The organism is Burkholderia pulmonis, from assembly GCF_984667975.1.
Map to the genome: position 1 here is coordinate 2,495,343 of NZ_OZ480187.1, position 18,186 is coordinate 2,513,528.

An 18,186-nucleotide genomic window follows, 5' to 3' on the forward strand; every position below is an offset into this window, starting at 1 on the left:
CCGTCGATCGTTTTGATAAGTGCATATACATAGGTGAATCGATGGAAACGACCCAAGCCGCTGCCGTATCACGCGAAGCAGCCACAACCGAGCGGCCCGCGAAGCAGCAACGCCGCGTGCCGTGGATGCGCATCGCGGTAGGCGTCACCGTCGTCGTCGTGGCCGCGGCCGTGCTCGACTGGCTGTTCGTGCTGCGCTTCCAGGAGAGCACCGACGATGCGTATGTCGGCGGCGACGTGACCGTGCTCGCACCGAAGGTCAGCGGCTTCGTCGACAGGATCCTCGTGACCGACAACCAGTGCGTGAAGGCCGGCGACGTGCTCGTGCAGCTCGATGCGCGCGACTACGACGCGAAGCTTGCGCAGGCCGGCGCCGAAGTCGACAGCGCACGCTCCGCCGTGACCGAGCTCGAAGCGAAGCAGCAGCTGCAGTTCGCGGTGATCGGCCAGCACGCGGCCGACAGGAACGCGTCGTCGGCAGAACTGACCCGCGCCGCGTCGGACCGCGTGCGCTACCGCGAACTCGTGAAATCCGACGCCGTGTCGAACCAGATCGTCGAGCGCGCGGACGCCGATTACTCGAAAGCCGGCGCGGCCGTCGAACGCAGCGACGCCGCGCTGCTCGCGTCGAAGCGGCAGCTCGACGTGCTCGGCGCGCAGCTCGCCGATGCACGCGCCCGCGTGAACACCGCGCTTGCCGCGCAGCGCGTCGCGGCGCTGAACGTCGAATACACGACGATCCGCTCGCCGGTCGACGGCTACGTCGGCAACCGCACGGGCCGGGTCGGCATGCTCGCGAACGTCGGCGTGCCGCTGCTGACGGTCGTGCCGGCTTCCGGGCTGTGGATCGACGCGAACTTCAAGGAAGACCAGCTGCGCAAGATGCGCGCGGGCGATCGCGTGGACGTGTCGCTCGATGCGTCGAGCACGCGGCTGCACGGCCGCGTCGACAGCGTCGCGCCCGCGACCGGCGCAACCTTCAGCGTACTGCCGCCCGAGAACGCGACCGGCAACTTCACGAAGATCGTCCAGCGCGTGCCGGTGCGCGTGCATCTCGATCCGCAGCCCGGCATCGACCACGTGCTGCGCCCCGGCCTGTCCGCGGTCGTGACCGTGCATACCGACCACGCGAACTGAGCGGGAGACGACGATGACCACCGCGTTTTCCGGCGACCCGGCGTCGCAACCGACGAAGCAGCGGGTGTTCGCATTCGCGCTGATGTGCGTCGGCTTCTTCATGGCGACGCTCGACATCCAGATCGTCGCATCGTCGCTGCGCGACATCGGCGGCGGGCTTTCGGCGAGCCAGGACGAATTGTCGTGGGTGCAGACGGCCTACCTGATCGCCGAGATCATCGTGATCCCGATGTCGGGCTGGCTGTCGAAGGTGATGTCGACGCGCTGGCTGTTCGTCGCATCGGCCGTCGGCTTCACGATCACCAGCATGCTGTGCGGGCTCGCGTGGGACATCAACTCGATGATCCTGTTTCGCGGGCTGCAGGGCGCGCTCGGCGCCGCGATGATCCCGACCGTGTTCACCACCGCGTTCGTGCTGTTCCCAGGCAAGCAGCGGCTGATCGCGTCGACGACCATCGGCGCGCTCGCATCGCTCGCGCCGGCGATCGGCCCCGTGATCGGCGGCTGGATCACCGATCAATGGTCGTGGCACTGGCTGTTCTACCTGAACCTCGTGCCGGGCATCGCGGTGGCTGCGCTCGTGCCGCGTTACGTGCATATCGACGAGCCCGATTTCAGCCTGATCAAGCGCGGCGACTATCCCGGCATCGTACTGATGTCGGGCTTCCTCGGCTGCCTCGAATACGTGCTCGAAGAAGGCCCGCGCAAGAACTGGTTCGGCGACAATGCGATCGTCATCTGCGCGTGGATCTCCGGCATCTGCGGCTTCCTGTTCATCGTGCATGCCCTGACCGCGAAAGATCCGATCGTCGACTTGCGCGCGCTCGCCGTGCGCAACTTCGGGATCGGCAGCCTGCTGTCGTTCGTGACCGGCATCGGGATCTTCGTGACCGTGTTCCTCACGCCGTTGTTCCTCGCGCAGGTGCGGGTATTCAGCTCGCTGCAGATCGGCATGGCGCTGCTGTCGGTCGGGGCTTTCCAGTTGCTCGCGCTGGGTGCGTATGTGATCGCCGCGCGCTACTTCAGCATGCGGGCGCTGCTCGTGTTCGGGCTGATCTGCTTCGGCCTCGGCTGCTACCTGTACACGCCGATCACGCACGACTGGGGCTGGCGGGAACTGCTGCTGCCGCAGGCGCTGCGCGGCATCGGCCAGCAGTTCAGCGTGCCGCCGATCGTGACGATGGCGCTCGGCTCGCTGCCGCAGTCGCGGCTGAAATCGGCGAGCGGGTTGTTCAACCTGATGCGCAATCTCGGCGGAGCGATCGGCATCGCGGTGAGCGCGACGATGCTCAACGACCGGCTGAATTTTCACTACCTGCGATTGAACGAGCACGTGAGCGCCGGTGAACCGCAGGTCGCATCGCTGCTCGACCAGCAGGCTGCGTACTGGGGCTCGGTGGCCGGCAATACGCTGAATACCGCGCAAGCCGGGCTCGCGAACCTGCATCGGCTGATCTATCGCGAAGCGCTGACGCTTACCTATGCGGATGCGTATTACGCGCTGTCGCTGTGCTTCGTCGTCGCGCTGCTGGCCGTCGTGTTTTCCAAACCCATTACGTTGAACGCGCCGCCGCCGGACGCGCACTGAGGCCCACGGATCATCATCATGAAAAAGCTACTTCTCGCGCTGACTGTCAGCGCATTCGCCGCTGGATGTGCAGTGCAGCCCGCGCAGCATCCGGCGCTGAACGACTCCGTTCAGACGCTCGCGCCCACTGCATGGGATGCCGACGTGCCACGCACGGACATCGACGCCGCCGCATGGTGGGCGCAATTCCACGATCCCGTACTCGACAGGCTGATCGCGACCGTGCTCGACGACAACCTCGATCTGCAAGCCGCCGCCGAACGCGTGAAGCAGGCGCAGGCGCTGACCGTGCAAAAGCGTGCGGTGCTGCTGCCCGAACTCGACGCAACCGCGCACGCGGCCGACGCACGGCAGAACACGCCGCCGCCGCTCGGGTATGTGCGGCAGGCCGGTGCGGGGCTCGCGCTGAGCTGGTCGCCCGATGTGTTCGGCGGCGAACGGCTCGATTTGCTCGCGGCTCAAGCGGCGCTCGTCGGGCAGAAGCATGCGGAAGATGCGATGCGGCTCGCGCTGGCGGCCGATGCGGCATCCGCGTATGTCGATCTGCGCTGGGCGCAGCAGGAACTGAAGATCCTGCAGGACAACGAGAAGATCCGGCAGCATGCGCTCGAACTCACGCGCAAACGGCAAGCGTTCGGGCTGTCGACGGAACTCGACGTGACCCGCGCGCAGAACCAGCTCGATGCACTCGAAGCACGGATTCCGCCGACGCAGGCGCAGATCTCGCATCAGTTGAATCTGATTGCGGTGTATTCGGGGCGGACGCCGGAATCGGTCGATCGGCTCTTGCTGGCGCAGGCCGGGGACATTCCGGCGCCGCCGGTTGGTGCGCCCGGGACATTGCCTTCTCAGGCGTTGTTGCGGCGGCCCGATGTGCTGACGGCTTATGCGCAGGTCGAGCGGCGTGCGGCGCAAGTCGGTGTGGCGAAGGCCGAGCGGTATCCGAAGTTTTCGTTGAACCTGACGGACGGGATTCTGGCCGCTTCTTATCTCGGGTTGCCGACGCTGACCGATAACCTGTTCAGCGCGGCGTTGAGTGCGACGAGTCCGATTTTCAATGCGGGGCGGATTACCGCCGATATCTCGCAGAGCGAAAGCCGGATGCGCGAATCGGAACTCGGGTTACGGCAGACGATGCTGCAAGCGCTGCGCGAGGTCGAGGACTCGCGTGCGAATCTCGTCAGTTCCGATGAGGCTGCTCGGCGGCTTGGGAGTGCGCTTGCTGCGTCGGACAAGGCGCTCGGGTTGGCGAATCAGCTCTACAAGGGCGGTGCGACGGATTTTCTGGATGTGCTGTCGGCGCAGGAGGTGTATCTGCGGGATTCGGATTCGCTCAATCAGGTCAAGCGGGAGCATGCGCTGGCGGCGGTAGCGTTGTATCGGTCGCTTGGGGGTGGGTGGAGCCGGAATGATGCGACGGGTGGGTCGGAGGTGGAGGCAGTGGCGAAGAACTAGGCGCGACCACGATACGGCGCCGGCTTCAAAACTTGCCGGCACCCCGCTCTTCAGCCGCACGATCCCGGACATTGGACTGACGACAACACGATACCCAGCCCCTCGATCACGGTGACGATACGCGTCGTGATGAACGTATGCCAGAACCGGATCGCGGCGAACACACTCGCCACCGGCAGGAGCACGATGCGGATCGTGCCGAGCGCACTCATCGCGAATCGGCTGGGACCGGGCAGCGGTACCGGCCGGGCTGTTCCAGGCGATGCGGTAAAGTATCGCCTTCGCGAGGGGCACACGCTGAGAGAGCAGCGCCCTTGCCGGATCAGGAGAAAAATGAATGAGTGAAAACCGGTACACCTACGGTACTTGGCAGAATCTACGACCCGTCGATGTCTTTGCGCTGGTGGCATTCGACGAGACGCGCAAGCAGCTGGGCCTGGACGATCTGGCAGCCGCGTCGGCAATGCTGCTCGGTCAGGCTGACGTCCCTGTTGCCGGCAAGTTCGCAGGGGCGACACCGGGCACCTCCGTCGCCTCGCTTGCTGCCCGCAAGCTGTTCCCGCAGACGCTGCCGTTTCGCCTGCCGATGATCATGGGCGTTGGGTTGTCCGGTATTCGGATCTCCTTCACCCACCGCCTCGGCGCATGGGTCGGCCGGACGATTCCCGTCGTAGGCGAGGTGTTCCTGGCTCGCGATGCCTTCCTGATCATGCGCAACACCGTGACGACCTACAACCGGATCGTGAAGCCCGAAGATCAAGTGCTCTGAGCCATGAAAGACGATACCTGGGAACGTTTCGAAGCCTTCACCCGCAAGGAGCTTGGCCGACCGTTGTTCGGCGGCAAGCTGAACCTTCAGCCGCAATCACGACTTGAGGAAGATCTCGGCGTCACTGGCCTCGACGGGGTCGAGTTTATCGACAAGTGGGCCGAGACATTCAACGTCGACGCCGAAGGGTTTCCGTACCGGCGCTACTTTGGCCCGGAAGGTCAGGAACTGCTGTCGTCACTCATTGGGTTGTTCGTGAAGCGGCTCAGACCGCAAAAGCGCCACCCGCTGACGCTGGGTATGCTGGCCGAGGCAACGCGACGCGGGAAGTGGGACACGGACGCGATCGAGGCGGCTGTAGGGAAGTGATCGTAATTGGCAGTGCCGATCGGCTGACCTGGCGATGCAACCATCGTGGTGCTGGATGCGGTCGATACGAGCCTGTGGGCACGAAATACCCTCGATTGCCGCGCTCTGGCGCCGGGCCTGAGATCAGGTGATTCCGTGTTGTATCTTCGCGCCTGACATCGCTCCCCCTGCACGATGCGTTCATCGTGGAGAAAGGATGATTCACTTCCTGACGTCACGGACAGCAAAGTACAAGTCCTTGGTTTCCGCGTTCATGAGGTACCCGCCGTGAACATTCTCAAACGACCCGCTTCGCCCCAACCCGTCGAAATTGAAGCTCACGCATAGATAGCGCTGACGGCCTTCTGTTGCGATGCTCCACTCCGCGAGCGACGGATTGAATCCGTCCGGCTTGATTCCGCCGTTATTGCCAACGGGCCTGGCCGCAGACAAGCGATAGAGTTTTCCCGCGTAAATCAACGCCTGTGTCGACTTCCGTTCCGCGTAGCCGACGTCGGCTCCGTCGTGTTTGACGAGATAGCTTGCATTGAAGCCGTCCGCGTAGTCGTCCTCCTGCAGCACCTCATGCGTGTTGATGCCTTGGATCGCGACGGTTGGCGTGACGGACTGCGCAAGAAGGCAGCTTTTAATCAAATCTTCGCCCGGCTGAGCGGCCCATCCTTGACAGGCAATCACCATGGCCAGTGCGGCGAAACCGCCTTTTTTCATCGACCTTCCCTCCTGAGGGTTGCTTCCCGCGCCCATCGGGCGATGTCGTCTCGTGGGCTCGTCGTGCAGACCAGACGACCGATCGGCCATTTCCGTTTTGACGAGCGATGCACCGGAACGCAAATCAAATTCCGTTCACATCTGTCTTGAATATTCGTCGTTGGACGCATCGTACCGCCCGAAACATACTCGGTTCGACAGTGCAATCGGTACTGCATTGACACAAAGCTGCGGCACGAGAAGCCATTGCATCCGTTATGGATGTATCGGTCAAATACCGACCACCGGGATTGGGTTCTCCAGTATCGCGGCATGTTTTCAACCTCAAAATACTCGGTGAAACATGATGCAAAACGTCGACTACAACAAGATTTCCATCAAGACGCCCGAAGAGATCGCGATGCTGCGAGTGGCTGGGCGCATCGCCGCACAGGTTCTGCAGGATCTCACCCCGCACATTCAGCCCGGTGTGACTTCGCGTCAGATCAACGACATTGCCTACGACCTGATCGTCAACAAGTATCACGCGGAAATCGACCGGGAAGATCTCTCCGGATACGATTCGAGCCAGTACGCCTGTATTTCGATCGCTCATAACGAAAACGCCTTCAGCGGCGAGCCCAACGACCTGCCCTTGAAGAAAGGGGATTTATTCGGCGTTGACGTCAGCATCAAGAAGCAGGGATGGTGCGGCGATACGCAACGGATGTGGATCGTCGGCGAGGAGACCAGCTCCGAGGCGCGCCTGCTGATGTCCGTCGGGTATCAGGCCATGTGTCTTGGCATCAGCCTGGTTCGCCCTGGCGCCAAGCTCCAGGACATCGCACGGCGCGTGCAGGCCTATGTCGAATCCTTCGGCTTCTCCATGCTGCGCGTGCCCAGCGGGACGGGCCATTCGACCGGACAAGTCCATGCGGACGGCTGGCTGATCCCCTACTACGAATCGTCCGTCAACGAAGGCAGGGTGCTCGAGAAGGGCATGGTCATCACGGTCGAACCGTTCATCTGTGCCGGATCGGGGGAAGGCATCCGTTTGAACAACGTGACGCGGTCCGCCCAAACCGCCGACAAGTCGCTGGCCGTCTATTGGGAGCATGTGGTGGCGGTCACCGATATCGGCTGCGAGGTGCTCGACCTGCGCGAAGGTGAAGATATCCGGTTCTACGACGCGAACGCACGCGCCCACAGCTGACGACGTGCTTGCGCATGGCCCTCGTGATTCAGCCCATGCGCGCCACCCTCCCCTCCAGCCACGCCGCGAACTGGAGGATGGCCGCCTGTTTGGGGTTGTCCTCACGCCAGCAGAAATAGTAGGCGAGGTTGGAGGGGATTCGGGTACTGCCAACCTGCACCAGTTTTCCATCGCGCAAATAGGCGCTGATCAACCGCTCCCTCAGCATCGCAATGCCTTGTCCGGCGAGCGCGGCATGGAGCAACGATGCCGCATCGTCGAACATGGGGCCGTACTTCGGGTTTGCGTCGGCGATACCTGCCGCATGAAAAAACTCCTGCCACGATCGGCCGGAAAATCGCAGCAGCGGCCCTTGGTCGAGATCCCGGCCTTTCAAGGCGATCTGCCTGTCGCGAAATTCCGGCGTGCATACGGCGATCACGGAATCGTCGAGCAGCTTGCGCGACTGGAAGCCGTTTCGCTCGATGCTCTTGTGCCAGATGCCGACATCCGACTCGTGACCGTCCGGCACTTCCAGCGTGTGACGGACGGCAATCGACAAATCGAGATTCGGATGTTCGTCGTAAAACAAGTCGAGTGCGGGAATCAGCCAGACGGTCGCGAAATCCGCCATCACGCTCAGCTTGAGCACCAGTCGCTGCTGCTGCTCCGCGTGCGTGGCCTCCAGCAACGCGAACTCGATATCGGCCAACCCCTTGCGCACCCGCTCTGCGAGACGCGTGCAGGTCGGCGTTGGAATCATCTGCGCCTGCTTGCGCGTGAACAGCGACAAATTGAGCAAGGTCTCGACCTGCCGGATCTGGTGGCTGACGGCGCTATGCGTCAGGCTCAGTTCGTTCGCGGCCAAAGTGAAACTCCGGCATCGTTCGGCCGTCTCGAGCGCCCGCAGCGCGGACAGATTGAGGCGAAGTCGTTCATTCATGGGAAAACGATCCGGTTCGTTCGTGCTGCCTGAAACTCACGCCCGACTTCGGCATGGATGAACGTGCGCGCGCAGGCCCACAGCAGGGAGATCGCCAGCGCCAGGTGCGCCGCGAGTTGAGTGAACGGGACGCCCACGATGTCGCGCGCACGCAGCCCGGGACGTGCCGCTTCATGCCGGCTGACGGATTCGGCAAGCCTGGCAGCGTCGACCTTGAATTCGTCGATGCATTGCCGTGTCGGCACTGACTTTCCTGACATCCCGCCTCCGGACACATGGGAAATTAACAGCCTCCTCGGGAGCATCATATCCGTTGAACACGAACCGCCTGGCAGGCCCCGACCACCGCCCCAACTCGACACCAAACGGACGGCCGATTCCCCACTCCCGGTGGGAAATGTTCCAACCAGACAGGCGTTTTTCAACGCGCCGCCTCCCCTCACACTGCGTCTGTCCGCCGACATTTCGGCGCTTCCCGACGAGGTCAATGATGACGCAGCCCCTTCTTCCCCGAGACGAAACCTATGCACGCGGCCTTGCATTGTTCGAGCGCCTGCACGGCGCGCATAGCGGCAAGGATCTCGCCGAGTCACGCGAAACGCTCTGCCCGGATTTCCTGACGATGACGATGCAATGGGCATTCGCCGGCGTGCTGGACCGGCCCGGGCTCGACCTCGCGACGCGCGAGCTGGTCGTGATCGCCAGTTGCGTGACGCTCGGCTACGCGCTGCCGCAGTTGCGCGCGCACGTCGAAGCTGCACTGGTCGCCGGCGCGACGCGCGAGCAGATCATCGAGACGATCCTGCAGACGATGTTCTATGCGGGGGGTGCCGCCGTGAACAACGCGCTGGGCGTCGTGGCCGACGTGTTCGCTGCCGCCCCGGACGCAGACGGACTCAAGGCTCCGACTCCGGAACCCCAAAATGATCGAGCGCGAACGCAATGAACGCGCGCAGTTTGGCGGGTGCGCCGGTATCGCGTGCGTAGAGCAGGTAGAAATCGCGGCCGCGCGATTCGTATTCGGCGAGCAGCAAGCGCAGCCGGCCGGCGTCGAGATCGTCCTTGACCAGCCCGAACGGCTGCAGGATCACGCCGCCGCCGGCCAGCGCGGCCTCGCGTAGCGCCGGGCCGCTGTCCACGCGCAGCCGGTACGTGACCGGCACTTCGATCGGCCCGTCGGGCCCGTTGAATCGCCAGCGATAACGCGGCCCCCATCGCGAATGGCCGAGGCAATCGTGATTCAGCAGATCCTGCGGCGTGGCAGGCGTGCCGTGGCGGGACAGGTACGCCGGCGACGCGCAGACGACCATCCGGTAGTACGACGGCAACGACCGCGCGACGAGCGACGAATCGGCCAGCGGCCCGATGCGAAACGCGAGATCGATGCCGTCGCCCACCGGATCGACTGCCGCATCGGTCAGCACAAGCTCGATATCGACACGCGGATACTGCGCGAGAAAGATGGCGACGGCCGGTGCGAGCTGTGTCACCCCGAACGAGATCGGTGCAGCGATGCGCAGATGGCCGGCCGGATCGCCTCCGAGGGCCGACGCGGCATCGTCTGCCGTCTCGACCCGGTCGAGGATGTCGCGACAACGCTCCAGGTAAAGCGCGCCGGCCTCGGTCAGATGGTGGCGCCGCGTCGTGCGGTGCAGCAACTTCACGCCGAGACGCGCTTCGAGCGCGTTCAGGTGCTTGCCGACCATGCTCGGCGACAGGCCGAGCCGCTCGGCCGCGGTGGTCAGGCTGCCGGTGCCGACGATCTCGACGAACACCGACATGCTTTCGATGCGGTCCATGTTGGTTTGATGGCGCGAAGAGGAATGGGGCCGGCGAGCGCCATCGCGCTCGCACCGCGCCAATCTTCGCACGAATGTGCCCGCCACTGCCCCATCGCGGAAACGCGCCATCGGGTGTGCCGGGCAGCAGGACAAAGGGACCTTTCCCGTGCCCTGCTCTTGCATCCGGGATCGATGCGCGGGACTTCCCGCGCATCGTCACACATCAACGCCAGCCGCGATGCCAGCCGTAGTGCGGATGCCACCATCCCCACCCATAGTGCGGGTGATAGCGCCACGAATAACCGGGAGCCGGCATCACGCCGACCGGCGCAACGTAGACGACGCCGGCGGGGGCGACAGCCGGCGGTTCAGCCGGGGCCACCACGCAGCCGGACAGCGATGCGCCCAACAGCAGCGACGCGACCAGGGTGTAGCAGGATTTTGTTTTCATCATTGATCATCCAAACGTCGTTGCCACGTTTCGTGGACAGGCGTTACTGCCAGCCCGGGTGCCGTGCGCGGTAGTAGTCGAGCGCCGCGGCACGCTCCTGCTCGGCTTGCCGGGCCAGTTGCTCCGCACGCGCCATGTGGCCGCCAAACTCGCCGCCGTGTTCCTGCTGGATGACGTGCATTTCCTCGATGGACCGCTGAAGATCGTGCGTGGCGGCCATCGCCTTGTTGTGAAGCTCGTCGGCAAATGCGACATTCGCCATCAAAGCGGCGCACAGAATCACGGGGATGGATTTGAGTTTCATGAGTGCAGTTCTCCGTCTTGTTGTGAAAAGGATTGTTGCTGCAGTAGTGAACGTCCCGTCCCGATCCACTGTTGACGCCGCATCGCCCGGACTTTGTAAATCTGTATTACGCACGCGTGAGCGGGCTTTTATCCCTGCGAGCGGCTTGTGGTTTCCTTTCGATTCGCACTCGCGATGTCGCCCGCGATACGACCTGCGCCGCCTGTTCGACGAGGAGGTTTTGACCATCTGGGCATCGGGCTATCTCGCACGAATTGGCTCGATCGCAGATTCAATCTGGACGTCAGCTGTTCGCGTATCGACTGCGTTGCCCGGGCCGGGCTGGACGGCTTTGGGTACATGGCCGTGTTAATAGAAACAAAGCCGGGATGGGAGTTATTGGGGAGCGCGGGCCGCTTGTTCAGCGAAGCGCTGTACAGAGACCAGAGAACGCACGTGCCGTACCTCTTCGTGCAAAACCGGAATCGGTATCTGATGTGCGCATGCTATCCGGCGGCATCGAGGGGGTATGCAGGCATCCCGACTCTTCACATCCGAACACCCGGATACTCAGGGAGTGAAATCGAGGACATTCCTCAATCATTCCCGATTCCGCATACCGACTCGCAGCAGTTTCGTTTTATTTCGGGAGCTGGTGGTCGACATGCGTAGACGCCGGACGTATGCTCGCCGTTTTGAATCTCTGACAACAAACGGGCTGCCGGCTTCATCTCGACTATCGAAGCCTGCGATACAGCGCCAGCCACGACGACACCCACGATGCGTTTGCGACGGCGTGCCCGAACGGGATCGCAGCGATCAGGCTGGTAGCTGGCGCGGGCCGAATGACGATTGGACCGATAGCACTACCGATCGCTGCCTTGCTTACCGATCCAGCGCCAGCTTCGCGCCGAGCCCCAGCAGGATCGTCCCCATCACCGCGTCGATCGGCTTGCGCAGTTTTGCGTAGCCCGTCTGCACGCGGTTCGTCGAGAACAGCACGGCAACCGTGCAGAACCACGTCAGCGAGACGGCGACGACCACAGCCAGCGTCGCGCCATGCACCCACGCCGGTGCGTGCGCAGGCAACAGCGTGACGAACAGACTGCCGAAGAACGCGGCGGCTTTCGGATTGGTCAACCCGACCAGCAGCCCTTTCCGATACGCGTGCACGCCGCCGCGCACAACCGGCTGGCTCGCGGATTCAGCCTGTTGCGCCGACTGACGCAGGCCCGACAGCGTCTTGATGCCGAGGTAAATCAGGTACGCGGCACCGGCAATGCGAATCGCCTCATACAGCCACGCGAGCTTCGCGACGATCAGCCCGAGCCCGAAAATCGCCATCGCCGCCCAGACCGCATGCGATGACGCAATGCCCAACGCGGCCAGCAGGCCCGCACGGCGATTGCCGAGCGCATGGGACGAAACGGCGATCAGGTCGGGGCCGGGGCTGACGCACGCCAGCAACATCACGCCGCCGACTGCGGCGAGTTGGGGAAGATAGCTCATGGCAGTTCGTGTGAATTCGACGTGAAGGAAGAAAACCGACCCAATCCAGCATGCCGATTTTCGGTGCGTATCGGGCTGCGGATAGCACGACGTGCCGGCGCGCTACGCACTCCTGCGCGCCGCCGACACGCCGCTGCTTCCGCGAATTACAGCGGCGGACGCTTCAGCTTCACCCAGCGCTGCACCGACGCCCGCTCCCACTGCGCACGCGCATAGTCGGCGAGGCGCTGCGGCACCGGATCGTCATTCAGCACCAGACGGTTCAGCATCACCGCCAGATCGACATCGGCAATGCTCCACTCGCCGAACAGGTGCGCCGCACCCGGCGCGAGCAGCTTGTCGGCAGCCGCGAACAGCTTCTGCGCGGCGGCTTGCGCGAGACTCGACAGCGGCTCGCTCGACGGGCCGTAGAACAGCACTTCGGTCGACCGTTCCGAGCGGATCGGCATCAGGTCGCTGCGCAGCCACGCCTGCACCTGACGCGCCCGCGCACGCTGGCGCGGCTCGGCCGGATAGATTCGTGTGCCCGGAAATGTCTCGTCGAGATACTCGGTAATCGCCGACGATTCCGACAGCGCGAAATCGTCGTGCACGAGCGTCGGCACGCGTTGCGTCAGCGACGTCGCCGCATAGTCCGGCGCGAAATGCGCGCGGTTGCCGAGATCGACGGTCACCAGTTCGTACGGCAGCGATTTTTCCTCGAGCGCGACGAAGACCGACATCGCGTAAGGGCTCGTGTATTGCGCATCCGCGTAGAGGCGGAGATTACCGGTTTGCACTGCAGGCTCCTTGTGGGTGCGGAGATCGGCGACACGGGTTCGCGCGCCGACGGACTCCGGGTGGGTCAATGCGGTGTGTCCGACAGATTAGCAGCGGCGGGAAAGGCGTTGTTTGGTGTTTTGTGTGCGCTGCTGCTGCGGGGTCATGCGGTGGCGGGCCAGCGGTAGCCGATCACTTCGTTCAACGGGTACGCAAGTTCGCGGACTTCTTCCAGCTGGTTGCCGCCGAAGAGGTACACGTGTTCGGTGTCGTGGCGCAGGTAGAAACCGACGTGCCCTTTCCAGCTCGCCGGGTCGTCGCGCGTCAGGATCGCGATGCAGCCGTAAATCGGGCGCTCCAGCGGGCGGCCCCATTCGAGCCATGAGCGTGCGAGCGCGGAGCCGGTGCCGCGGAACCCGGCGTGCGTCATGCACCAGTTCACGAAGGAAGAGCACCAGGAAATTTTGTCGTCGTAACCGACCAGGTTCGTCTGGTTGTTGTATTCGACGATGCGCGGGTTGATGCTGCCCGGCGGGTGGCGACGGATGCCGAGTTCGGCCAGCGCGACGGGCATCCAGGGTGAGTGGGCGGTCGTTTCCGGGCTGCCCTCGGGGGTCGAACGGGTCACGGCGGTCTCGGATTTTCGGGATGTGGGTAATCTTCGCATGAATGCGGAAAGCGGGCGGCGAGATTTCGGCGGGCGTGTTTGGGCCTCACGAGCCTTGTTGCGGTCGTGACAGTTGTTGAAGGTGGATGTGGGGGTGAGTCGCGGCGTTCGCGGCAATGGCCGGGGCGGATTCGCCCCGGCAGTCTGTCGCATTCAGGTAACGCCTGCACTCCACTCGCTAGAGCCGCATCAAGCGGCCTCGCGGGTGCTATAGCGGCGACGGTCCCCGATCAGGATCGTGGTACGGCTGCTCTCGCAGCGCCAACTGGCCGTAGTCCGGCGTGATCGTGATCTTTCGGGTGACTTCGTTCACGTCGAGGTACACGCGGTCGCCCGGCTTGAATCCGAAGAGCTTGAAATTGATATCGATCGCCTTCATCCAGGGCAGGTACGGCCAGCCACGCTTGGGGAGATCCGGGTAGTTGCGAAGGACAAGCTCAAACGTCTTTTGCTCGTCGACGTGTTTGTTCTTCCTGCGACGTGGCTTAGTATTGGCGTCAGCCATTTTCAACTCCTTAAGTGAGTTGGTGGTGGTCAGCGGGTCGTATGGGTTGCCGCCCATGCGGCCCGCGCTTCTTTGATGCCTTGGGTTTCCCCTTTTTTCTCCCCTTCCGCTGTGTCTTGTTGGGCAAGACGACTTTCTTTCGACCATCGGTGCGGAGGGGACTGCGTTCAAACTTCCGATGGCGAGAAGCAAGGCTTCACGACCAGTGTAGCCGGGCTGGCATCTCAGAAATGGGGATTTGGGGGGGACTGGCCGTTAGGCATAGGGGGCGCGCAACACGAGACGGATGCGGAGAACACGGCCAAGGCAGGCTCTGTCAACGGCTACCTTAGGATTTGCTGAATGGCGGCTCAGGGTCGTTCACGGCCCTTGATGAAGTGACGGCGAAGCAATCTCAGACCTGATCTCACGCTGACTGAGAGATCAGGTCTTGGCTTACGCAAATCAATCGATACGGATACGGTTGACCGTTACCGCCCCGAAGCGGACTATCGACATACCGGAACATCGACCGGTTGAATCCGCAACAGGAAGCGGACGTTCGTCGGACGGTGTCCTTAAAGGGCTGATCCACGAATCGGATCGCGGGCCGATTCTTCGTTTCTCCGGCACCGCCTGCTATATGCGGTCCGATTTGACAGCGACGTGATGGCGGGCCGCTTTGCATTGCGCGCCTTCTAGAACTTCATGGAGTGGCCCGGTATGCGGTTTCTGTTAGCGATGGATTTGGTTGCTGACGCCGACTCGATAGCAGTTCAGCTTCTATCTAACCTTGGCTATAAGCCGAAGCCGCGCGATACGGCCTTCGACCGGTTCGCCATCCTGTTCACGCGTGCCGAGCGTACGATTCCGCCCGTGCCTTACGAGGTGCGTCTTTCGGACGATATTCGACAGAATCCGAAGTACAGGGCGCACAGAAAGGCTTTTGACGAGATAGTGTCGCGATTGCGTAAGGGCGAAAGCGTTCACCCGTATCTTTCAACGCGGGCGGTTCGCGCCGCGTATCAGGATACGCTTCTCCTCACTTGGGGCATTCATCACTTGCACCTGAACAGTATCAACACGGTTGACAAGCGGGGGTTCGTCGCACGTAAGCATGGGGAATCCGAGCTATTGCTACTGCGCATCAAGGACGATACGGCTTACCTGATAGACATCGTTTCCCACGGCGAGCCAGACCTTTTTGACAATCCGCGATTGCTCGAAGTCGTGGACCGAAACTGGCCCGAACTGCACTTTGCTCCCAAAGCGATAACGGCCGAAGCATTTAGCCCAGACCAGGTCAAAGCGTTACGCTCAAATCACGCGAATTTTTCCATACACGTGAACGGGCGCGCGATCCTGCCCAAGGCGGGAGTTACGGCAACAGGGGTGCCCATTGAGGTCTATGGGTGGTATAGGGCGCTTCACGCTGAACTGCGCAACGTCGAAGCGGACGTTCGCCGCCGGTTCTACGAATTTTTCCCACATAGCACCTCGCCGCTGTTGTACCTGCCCGCCGTGCAGAACGTGCGGCTAATCGCGATCGAACCGGAGCTCTTTGTTCTGCAACATCACGAAACGCAGCGGGTCTGCCATGCTCGCCGCGTCGTTGGACAAAAGCAGCAGGTTCCCGCCTAAGTACGCGCTCTGGCGCGCGCTCGTCAGCGTCTTCGTCATGCCCCGTATGTGCTGATGAACGTGCTGTACAGGCGATAGATATCGGTTGCGATTGCACGCCCCGTGCTGTTTCGAATTCGTGACATCGTGTGAGTCACAGCGTCCCGAAACACTTCTCCATCATGCAACACTTCTGGGCCGTACCGGGTCAGGCGGTGCATGATGCTTTGCCAGCTATCGCGAAGTTCAGGCGGCAATTCCTCAGTGGAGAGCTGCCTTAAAACCCAATGCGCGCCGCGAAGTCGGTCCCTAACGTCGCCTTCCCACGTGGCGAGTCGATAAAGAGAGTTTGTCAGCTTTTCACGAACCCGCGAATAGCGTCGCATGTTTTCGCCTTCCTGTAAGTTTTGGGCCTGCGCTCACTTCGCCGCACAGACGCGCGTGCTCTCCGCTCAGGGTGCGCGCATCAAGCTGTTCACACCACGCCAATGCACGAGCATTCAGGGCTTCCTCATCTTCGCCCGTCGCTTTACTATGGCTATGCCAATGACACTTATGCAATCGAGGTCGGGCAAAGAATCTAGTTTGAGATCGTCGTTGAATGTGTTCATGGCGTACCCGATTTGTGACCAGTAGCGTCCTCACCCTGTGTCGGTTTAATTGACACACGCGTCAGCGTGACCGACTAAGGCTCACTGGGCTCAGGTTTCGGCCAGGCTGCTTCGTTGACGACGAAGGCACTTCGCATGGTTATATGTGGATGAAAAGCTGTACGCTGGTTATAAATGACGATCTCGATTCCCTGGACAGGTTCCGACTCAAGGTGCTGATCTATCTGCGCGTAGTAGTCGGCTTTGTATTGGCCGAGGAAGTCATCGAAGTCGATAATGATAAACGCGATGCAAGCAGCACCGTTGTCATAGGCAAGCATTTGACTTTTGGCCTTACACAGCGTGCTCGTCAACTTCTTGAGAAACTTCCCGTCAAGCGAAGCAGTTATCGATCCTACTGCCCGCGTATTCCGACGCTCCGCCTCTTCCGCTGAGATATTTATCGACTTCACCTCGCACAGCACTTTCCGATCGTTGAGGGTACCTTCGAGGTCTGGCGTCGGATTCTTACCTCGCGGGACGAAAGCGACCCCGGAGCAACCCCGGGCAGCCAAATGATTGTGGGCTCGAGCCTGATTTAGAATGTTGATTAACTGCGACCACCCGCGCCCGCGGGGATCGTGCCGCGTCAGGTAAGGCCGGGCTTCCTCCTTCAGGGCCTCCCACGACGCCGCGTCAAGCAGCTGGAACTCCCGCTCGCGGGCAAGCCATATCTCTCTCGCGAGTCCGTCACAAAGCGTGAGTTCAAAGTCTTGAAAGTAAGCCTCCGGGGCCTGTGGCTCCTCTATCAGATCGCGCAGTTCGAACACCCGCGGCATATCTGCTCGAAACATGGTCGGGGATCGGGAAGGCGTCGGCAATAGTCGCAGTCTAGGCGAATTTGACTTGAACGACCGGTTTTATGGTGGAAGTGACGTACGAACGGCCACGCGACAGCGCTGCCCAAGGGCCGCTCCTGGCCGAGACCAGACGGACGGTCGACAAAACTGAACCGAATCGGTTGCTTTTTATTGAACAACGTCATCCAGCATTACTTGCGCCTCAGACACAAGCTGCGAATATCGCCTCTGCACGGGCAAACGCTTCGCAAAACACTCCTGCCGCTTCTCCTCAACCACCCGCCCCGCCCCACAAGCCGCAATCCCCGGCACCGTCACCTCCCGCCAGAGGACATAAACCCTCTCCCCCTGCTTGACCGAGACAGCCAACGTATTCGGCCCCTCCGGCACCCCATCCTGGCTTTCCCCGAGCAGCAGTGCCTTCACCACCGCATCAGCAGGCTTCCGCTTCACCGGCAGCTCGGCAAACCGATACGCCGCCGCATCATCAGCGAACACATCCGTGTAAAAAGTCTCGTTATCGAAGATAACGGCAACATCGTCCGTAGACTTGATCCCCGCATCGGCCCTCTTCGCCCAAGCCTTCAAAAGCGGAACCGTCGTAACGAGCAGATTGACCTTCCCGTCATCCGACTTCAGGAACAGCCCATCCGGCCCGGGCGTCATCCCGTCATCGGGAACAACGCTTTGCACGTTACTCCCTGCCTGCGCAGAAAACCCTTTCACCTTCACCGGCCCGACAAGCTTAACCAGCCGTGCATTCACCTCGGCCGCATATTTCTTGTCCAGATCCGCCTGATCTTCCATCTTCGCCGCGCTAACCTCCGCCGCAGCCTTCTCCCGATAAGCGAGATAGGAATCCGTCGGCGACCCGACAACCTTCGCCCCCACCGCAGCAATGACGGCGAGCAGCACCACCGCCCCCACCCCAACCTTCAATCTGGAAATGCGTTTCATTTTCACAAACGTCACCGAATCCCGCGCCGACATGCAAAAACGGCTGCCGTGAACCCACGGCAGCCGTCCCTCAGAAACGCTTCATT

At 62.1% G+C, this 18,186-nt stretch carries 21 protein-coding genes; 8 read left to right on the plus strand and 13 right to left on the minus strand.

Annotated features, from left to right (window positions below; all coding sequences use genetic code 11):
• Positions 1–41: 41 nt before the first annotated feature.
• From AC5LXK_RS27825 to AC5LXK_RS27835, 3 genes are read left to right on the plus strand one after another with little or no spacing between them, the layout of a single operon-like run.
• On the plus strand, positions 42–1,136 hold the full coding sequence (locus AC5LXK_RS27825; protein ID WP_493391863.1) for an HlyD family secretion protein: 1,095 nt from the start codon (positions 42–44) through the stop codon (positions 1,134–1,136).
• Between the two features lie 13 nt (positions 1,137–1,149).
• A complete protein-coding gene (locus AC5LXK_RS27830; RefSeq protein ID WP_493391864.1) occupies positions 1,150–2,724 on the plus strand; it encodes a DHA2 family efflux MFS transporter permease subunit in 1,575 nt (524 codons plus the stop codon).
• Positions 2,725–2,742: 18 nt separating this feature from the next.
• Complete coding sequence (locus AC5LXK_RS27835; RefSeq protein ID WP_493391865.1) at positions 2,743–4,179, plus strand: efflux transporter outer membrane subunit; 1,437 nt, start codon at positions 2,743–2,745, stop codon at positions 4,177–4,179.
• Between the two features lie 50 nt (positions 4,180–4,229).
• On the opposite strand, the gene AC5LXK_RS27840 is transcribed toward AC5LXK_RS27835, so the two are convergent.
• Complete coding sequence (locus tag AC5LXK_RS27840) at positions 4,230–4,391, minus strand: hypothetical protein (protein ID WP_493391866.1); 162 nt, start codon at positions 4,389–4,391, stop codon at positions 4,230–4,232.
• Between the two features lie 125 nt (positions 4,392–4,516).
• Here AC5LXK_RS27840 and AC5LXK_RS27845 point away from each other — a divergent pair, with 125 nt between their 5' ends.
• Positions 4,517–4,948 (plus strand): STM2901 family protein, encoded by a 432-nt coding sequence (locus AC5LXK_RS27845; protein WP_493391867.1) that lies wholly within the window; start codon positions 4,517–4,519, stop codon positions 4,946–4,948.
• A 3-nt stretch (positions 4,949–4,951) separates the two neighbouring features.
• Positions 4,952–5,317, plus strand: coding sequence for a DUF1493 family protein (locus AC5LXK_RS27850; RefSeq protein ID WP_493391868.1), 366 nt, complete (start codon positions 4,952–4,954; stop codon positions 5,315–5,317).
• Between the two features lie 201 nt (positions 5,318–5,518).
• Here AC5LXK_RS27850 and AC5LXK_RS27855 read toward each other — a convergent pair whose 3' ends face one another.
• The gene (locus AC5LXK_RS27855; protein WP_493391869.1) at positions 5,519–6,025 is read right to left on the minus strand and encodes a hypothetical protein; all 507 of its coding nucleotides are present in this window, start codon (positions 6,023–6,025) and stop codon (positions 5,519–5,521) included.
• Between the two features lie 346 nt (positions 6,026–6,371).
• Between AC5LXK_RS27855 and AC5LXK_RS27860 the strand changes: the two genes are divergently transcribed.
• Entirely contained in the window at positions 6,372–7,217 is an 846-nt protein-coding gene (locus AC5LXK_RS27860; protein ID WP_493391870.1) for a M24 family metallopeptidase, read from the plus strand.
• A 28-nt stretch (positions 7,218–7,245) separates the two neighbouring features.
• Here AC5LXK_RS27860 and AC5LXK_RS27865 read toward each other — a convergent pair whose 3' ends face one another.
• Together AC5LXK_RS27865 and AC5LXK_RS27870 are read right to left on the minus strand one after the other, a co-directional pair.
• Positions 7,246–8,139 carry a LysR substrate-binding domain-containing protein gene (locus AC5LXK_RS27865; protein ID WP_493391871.1) on the minus strand — a complete coding sequence of 298 codons (894 nt, stop codon included), beginning with the start codon at positions 8,137–8,139 and terminating at the stop codon, positions 7,246–7,248.
• Entirely contained in the window at positions 8,136–8,399 is a 264-nt protein-coding gene (locus AC5LXK_RS27870) for a hypothetical protein (RefSeq protein ID WP_493391872.1), read from the minus strand. The genes AC5LXK_RS27865 and AC5LXK_RS27870 overlap by 4 nt, the downstream gene beginning before the upstream one ends.
• 230 nt (positions 8,400–8,629) lie before the next feature.
• Between AC5LXK_RS27870 and AC5LXK_RS27875 the strand changes: the two genes are divergently transcribed.
• Positions 8,630–9,085, plus strand: coding sequence for a carboxymuconolactone decarboxylase family protein (locus AC5LXK_RS27875; protein WP_493391873.1), 456 nt, complete (start codon positions 8,630–8,632; stop codon positions 9,083–9,085).
• Here AC5LXK_RS27875 and AC5LXK_RS27880 read toward each other — a convergent pair.
• From AC5LXK_RS27880 to AC5LXK_RS27910, 7 genes are all read right to left on the minus strand, one after another.
• Positions 9,036–9,938, minus strand: coding sequence for a LysR family transcriptional regulator (locus AC5LXK_RS27880; RefSeq protein ID WP_493391874.1), 903 nt, complete (start codon positions 9,936–9,938; stop codon positions 9,036–9,038). The genes AC5LXK_RS27875 and AC5LXK_RS27880 overlap by 50 nt on opposite strands.
• A 205-nt stretch (positions 9,939–10,143) precedes the next feature.
• Positions 10,144–10,371: a hypothetical protein gene (locus AC5LXK_RS27885; protein ID WP_175965813.1), complete on the minus strand. Its 228-nt coding sequence runs from the start codon at positions 10,369–10,371 to the stop codon at positions 10,144–10,146.
• Positions 10,372–10,414: 43 nt separating this feature from the next.
• Positions 10,415–10,675, minus strand: coding sequence for a hypothetical protein (locus AC5LXK_RS27890; protein ID WP_493391875.1), 261 nt, complete (start codon positions 10,673–10,675; stop codon positions 10,415–10,417).
• Positions 10,676–11,539: 864 nt separating this feature from the next.
• A complete protein-coding gene (locus tag AC5LXK_RS27895; protein WP_174993094.1) occupies positions 11,540–12,163 on the minus strand; it encodes a LysE family transporter in 624 nt (207 codons plus the stop codon).
• Positions 12,164–12,309: 146 nt separating this feature from the next.
• Complete coding sequence (gene yfcF / locus AC5LXK_RS27900; protein WP_081051937.1) at positions 12,310–12,942, minus strand: glutathione transferase; 633 nt, start codon at positions 12,940–12,942, stop codon at positions 12,310–12,312.
• Positions 12,943–13,085: 143 nt separating this feature from the next.
• Positions 13,086–13,496 carry a TIGR02594 family protein gene (locus AC5LXK_RS27905; protein ID WP_493394075.1) on the minus strand — a complete coding sequence of 137 codons (411 nt, stop codon included), beginning with the start codon at positions 13,494–13,496 and terminating at the stop codon, positions 13,086–13,088.
• A gap of 301 nt (positions 13,497–13,797) precedes the next feature.
• Complete coding sequence (locus tag AC5LXK_RS27910) at positions 13,798–14,094, minus strand: hypothetical protein (RefSeq protein WP_493391876.1); 297 nt, start codon at positions 14,092–14,094, stop codon at positions 13,798–13,800.
• 702 nt (positions 14,095–14,796) lie between these two features.
• Between AC5LXK_RS27910 and AC5LXK_RS27915 the strand changes: the two genes are divergently transcribed.
• Positions 14,797–15,714 carry a hypothetical protein gene (locus AC5LXK_RS27915; RefSeq protein ID WP_493391877.1) on the plus strand — a complete coding sequence of 306 codons (918 nt, stop codon included), beginning with the start codon at positions 14,797–14,799 and terminating at the stop codon, positions 15,712–15,714.
• Positions 15,715–16,378: 664 nt separating this feature from the next.
• On the opposite strand, the gene AC5LXK_RS27920 is transcribed toward AC5LXK_RS27915, so the two are convergent.
• Together AC5LXK_RS27920 and AC5LXK_RS27925 are read right to left on the minus strand one after the other, a co-directional pair.
• Entirely contained in the window at positions 16,379–17,137 is a 759-nt protein-coding gene (locus AC5LXK_RS27920; protein WP_493391878.1) for a hypothetical protein, read from the minus strand.
• A gap of 174 nt (positions 17,138–17,311) precedes the next feature.
• Positions 17,312–18,100: a hypothetical protein gene (locus AC5LXK_RS27925; protein ID WP_493391879.1), complete on the minus strand. Its 789-nt coding sequence runs from the start codon at positions 18,098–18,100 to the stop codon at positions 17,312–17,314.
• Positions 18,101–18,186 lie beyond the last annotated feature (86 nt).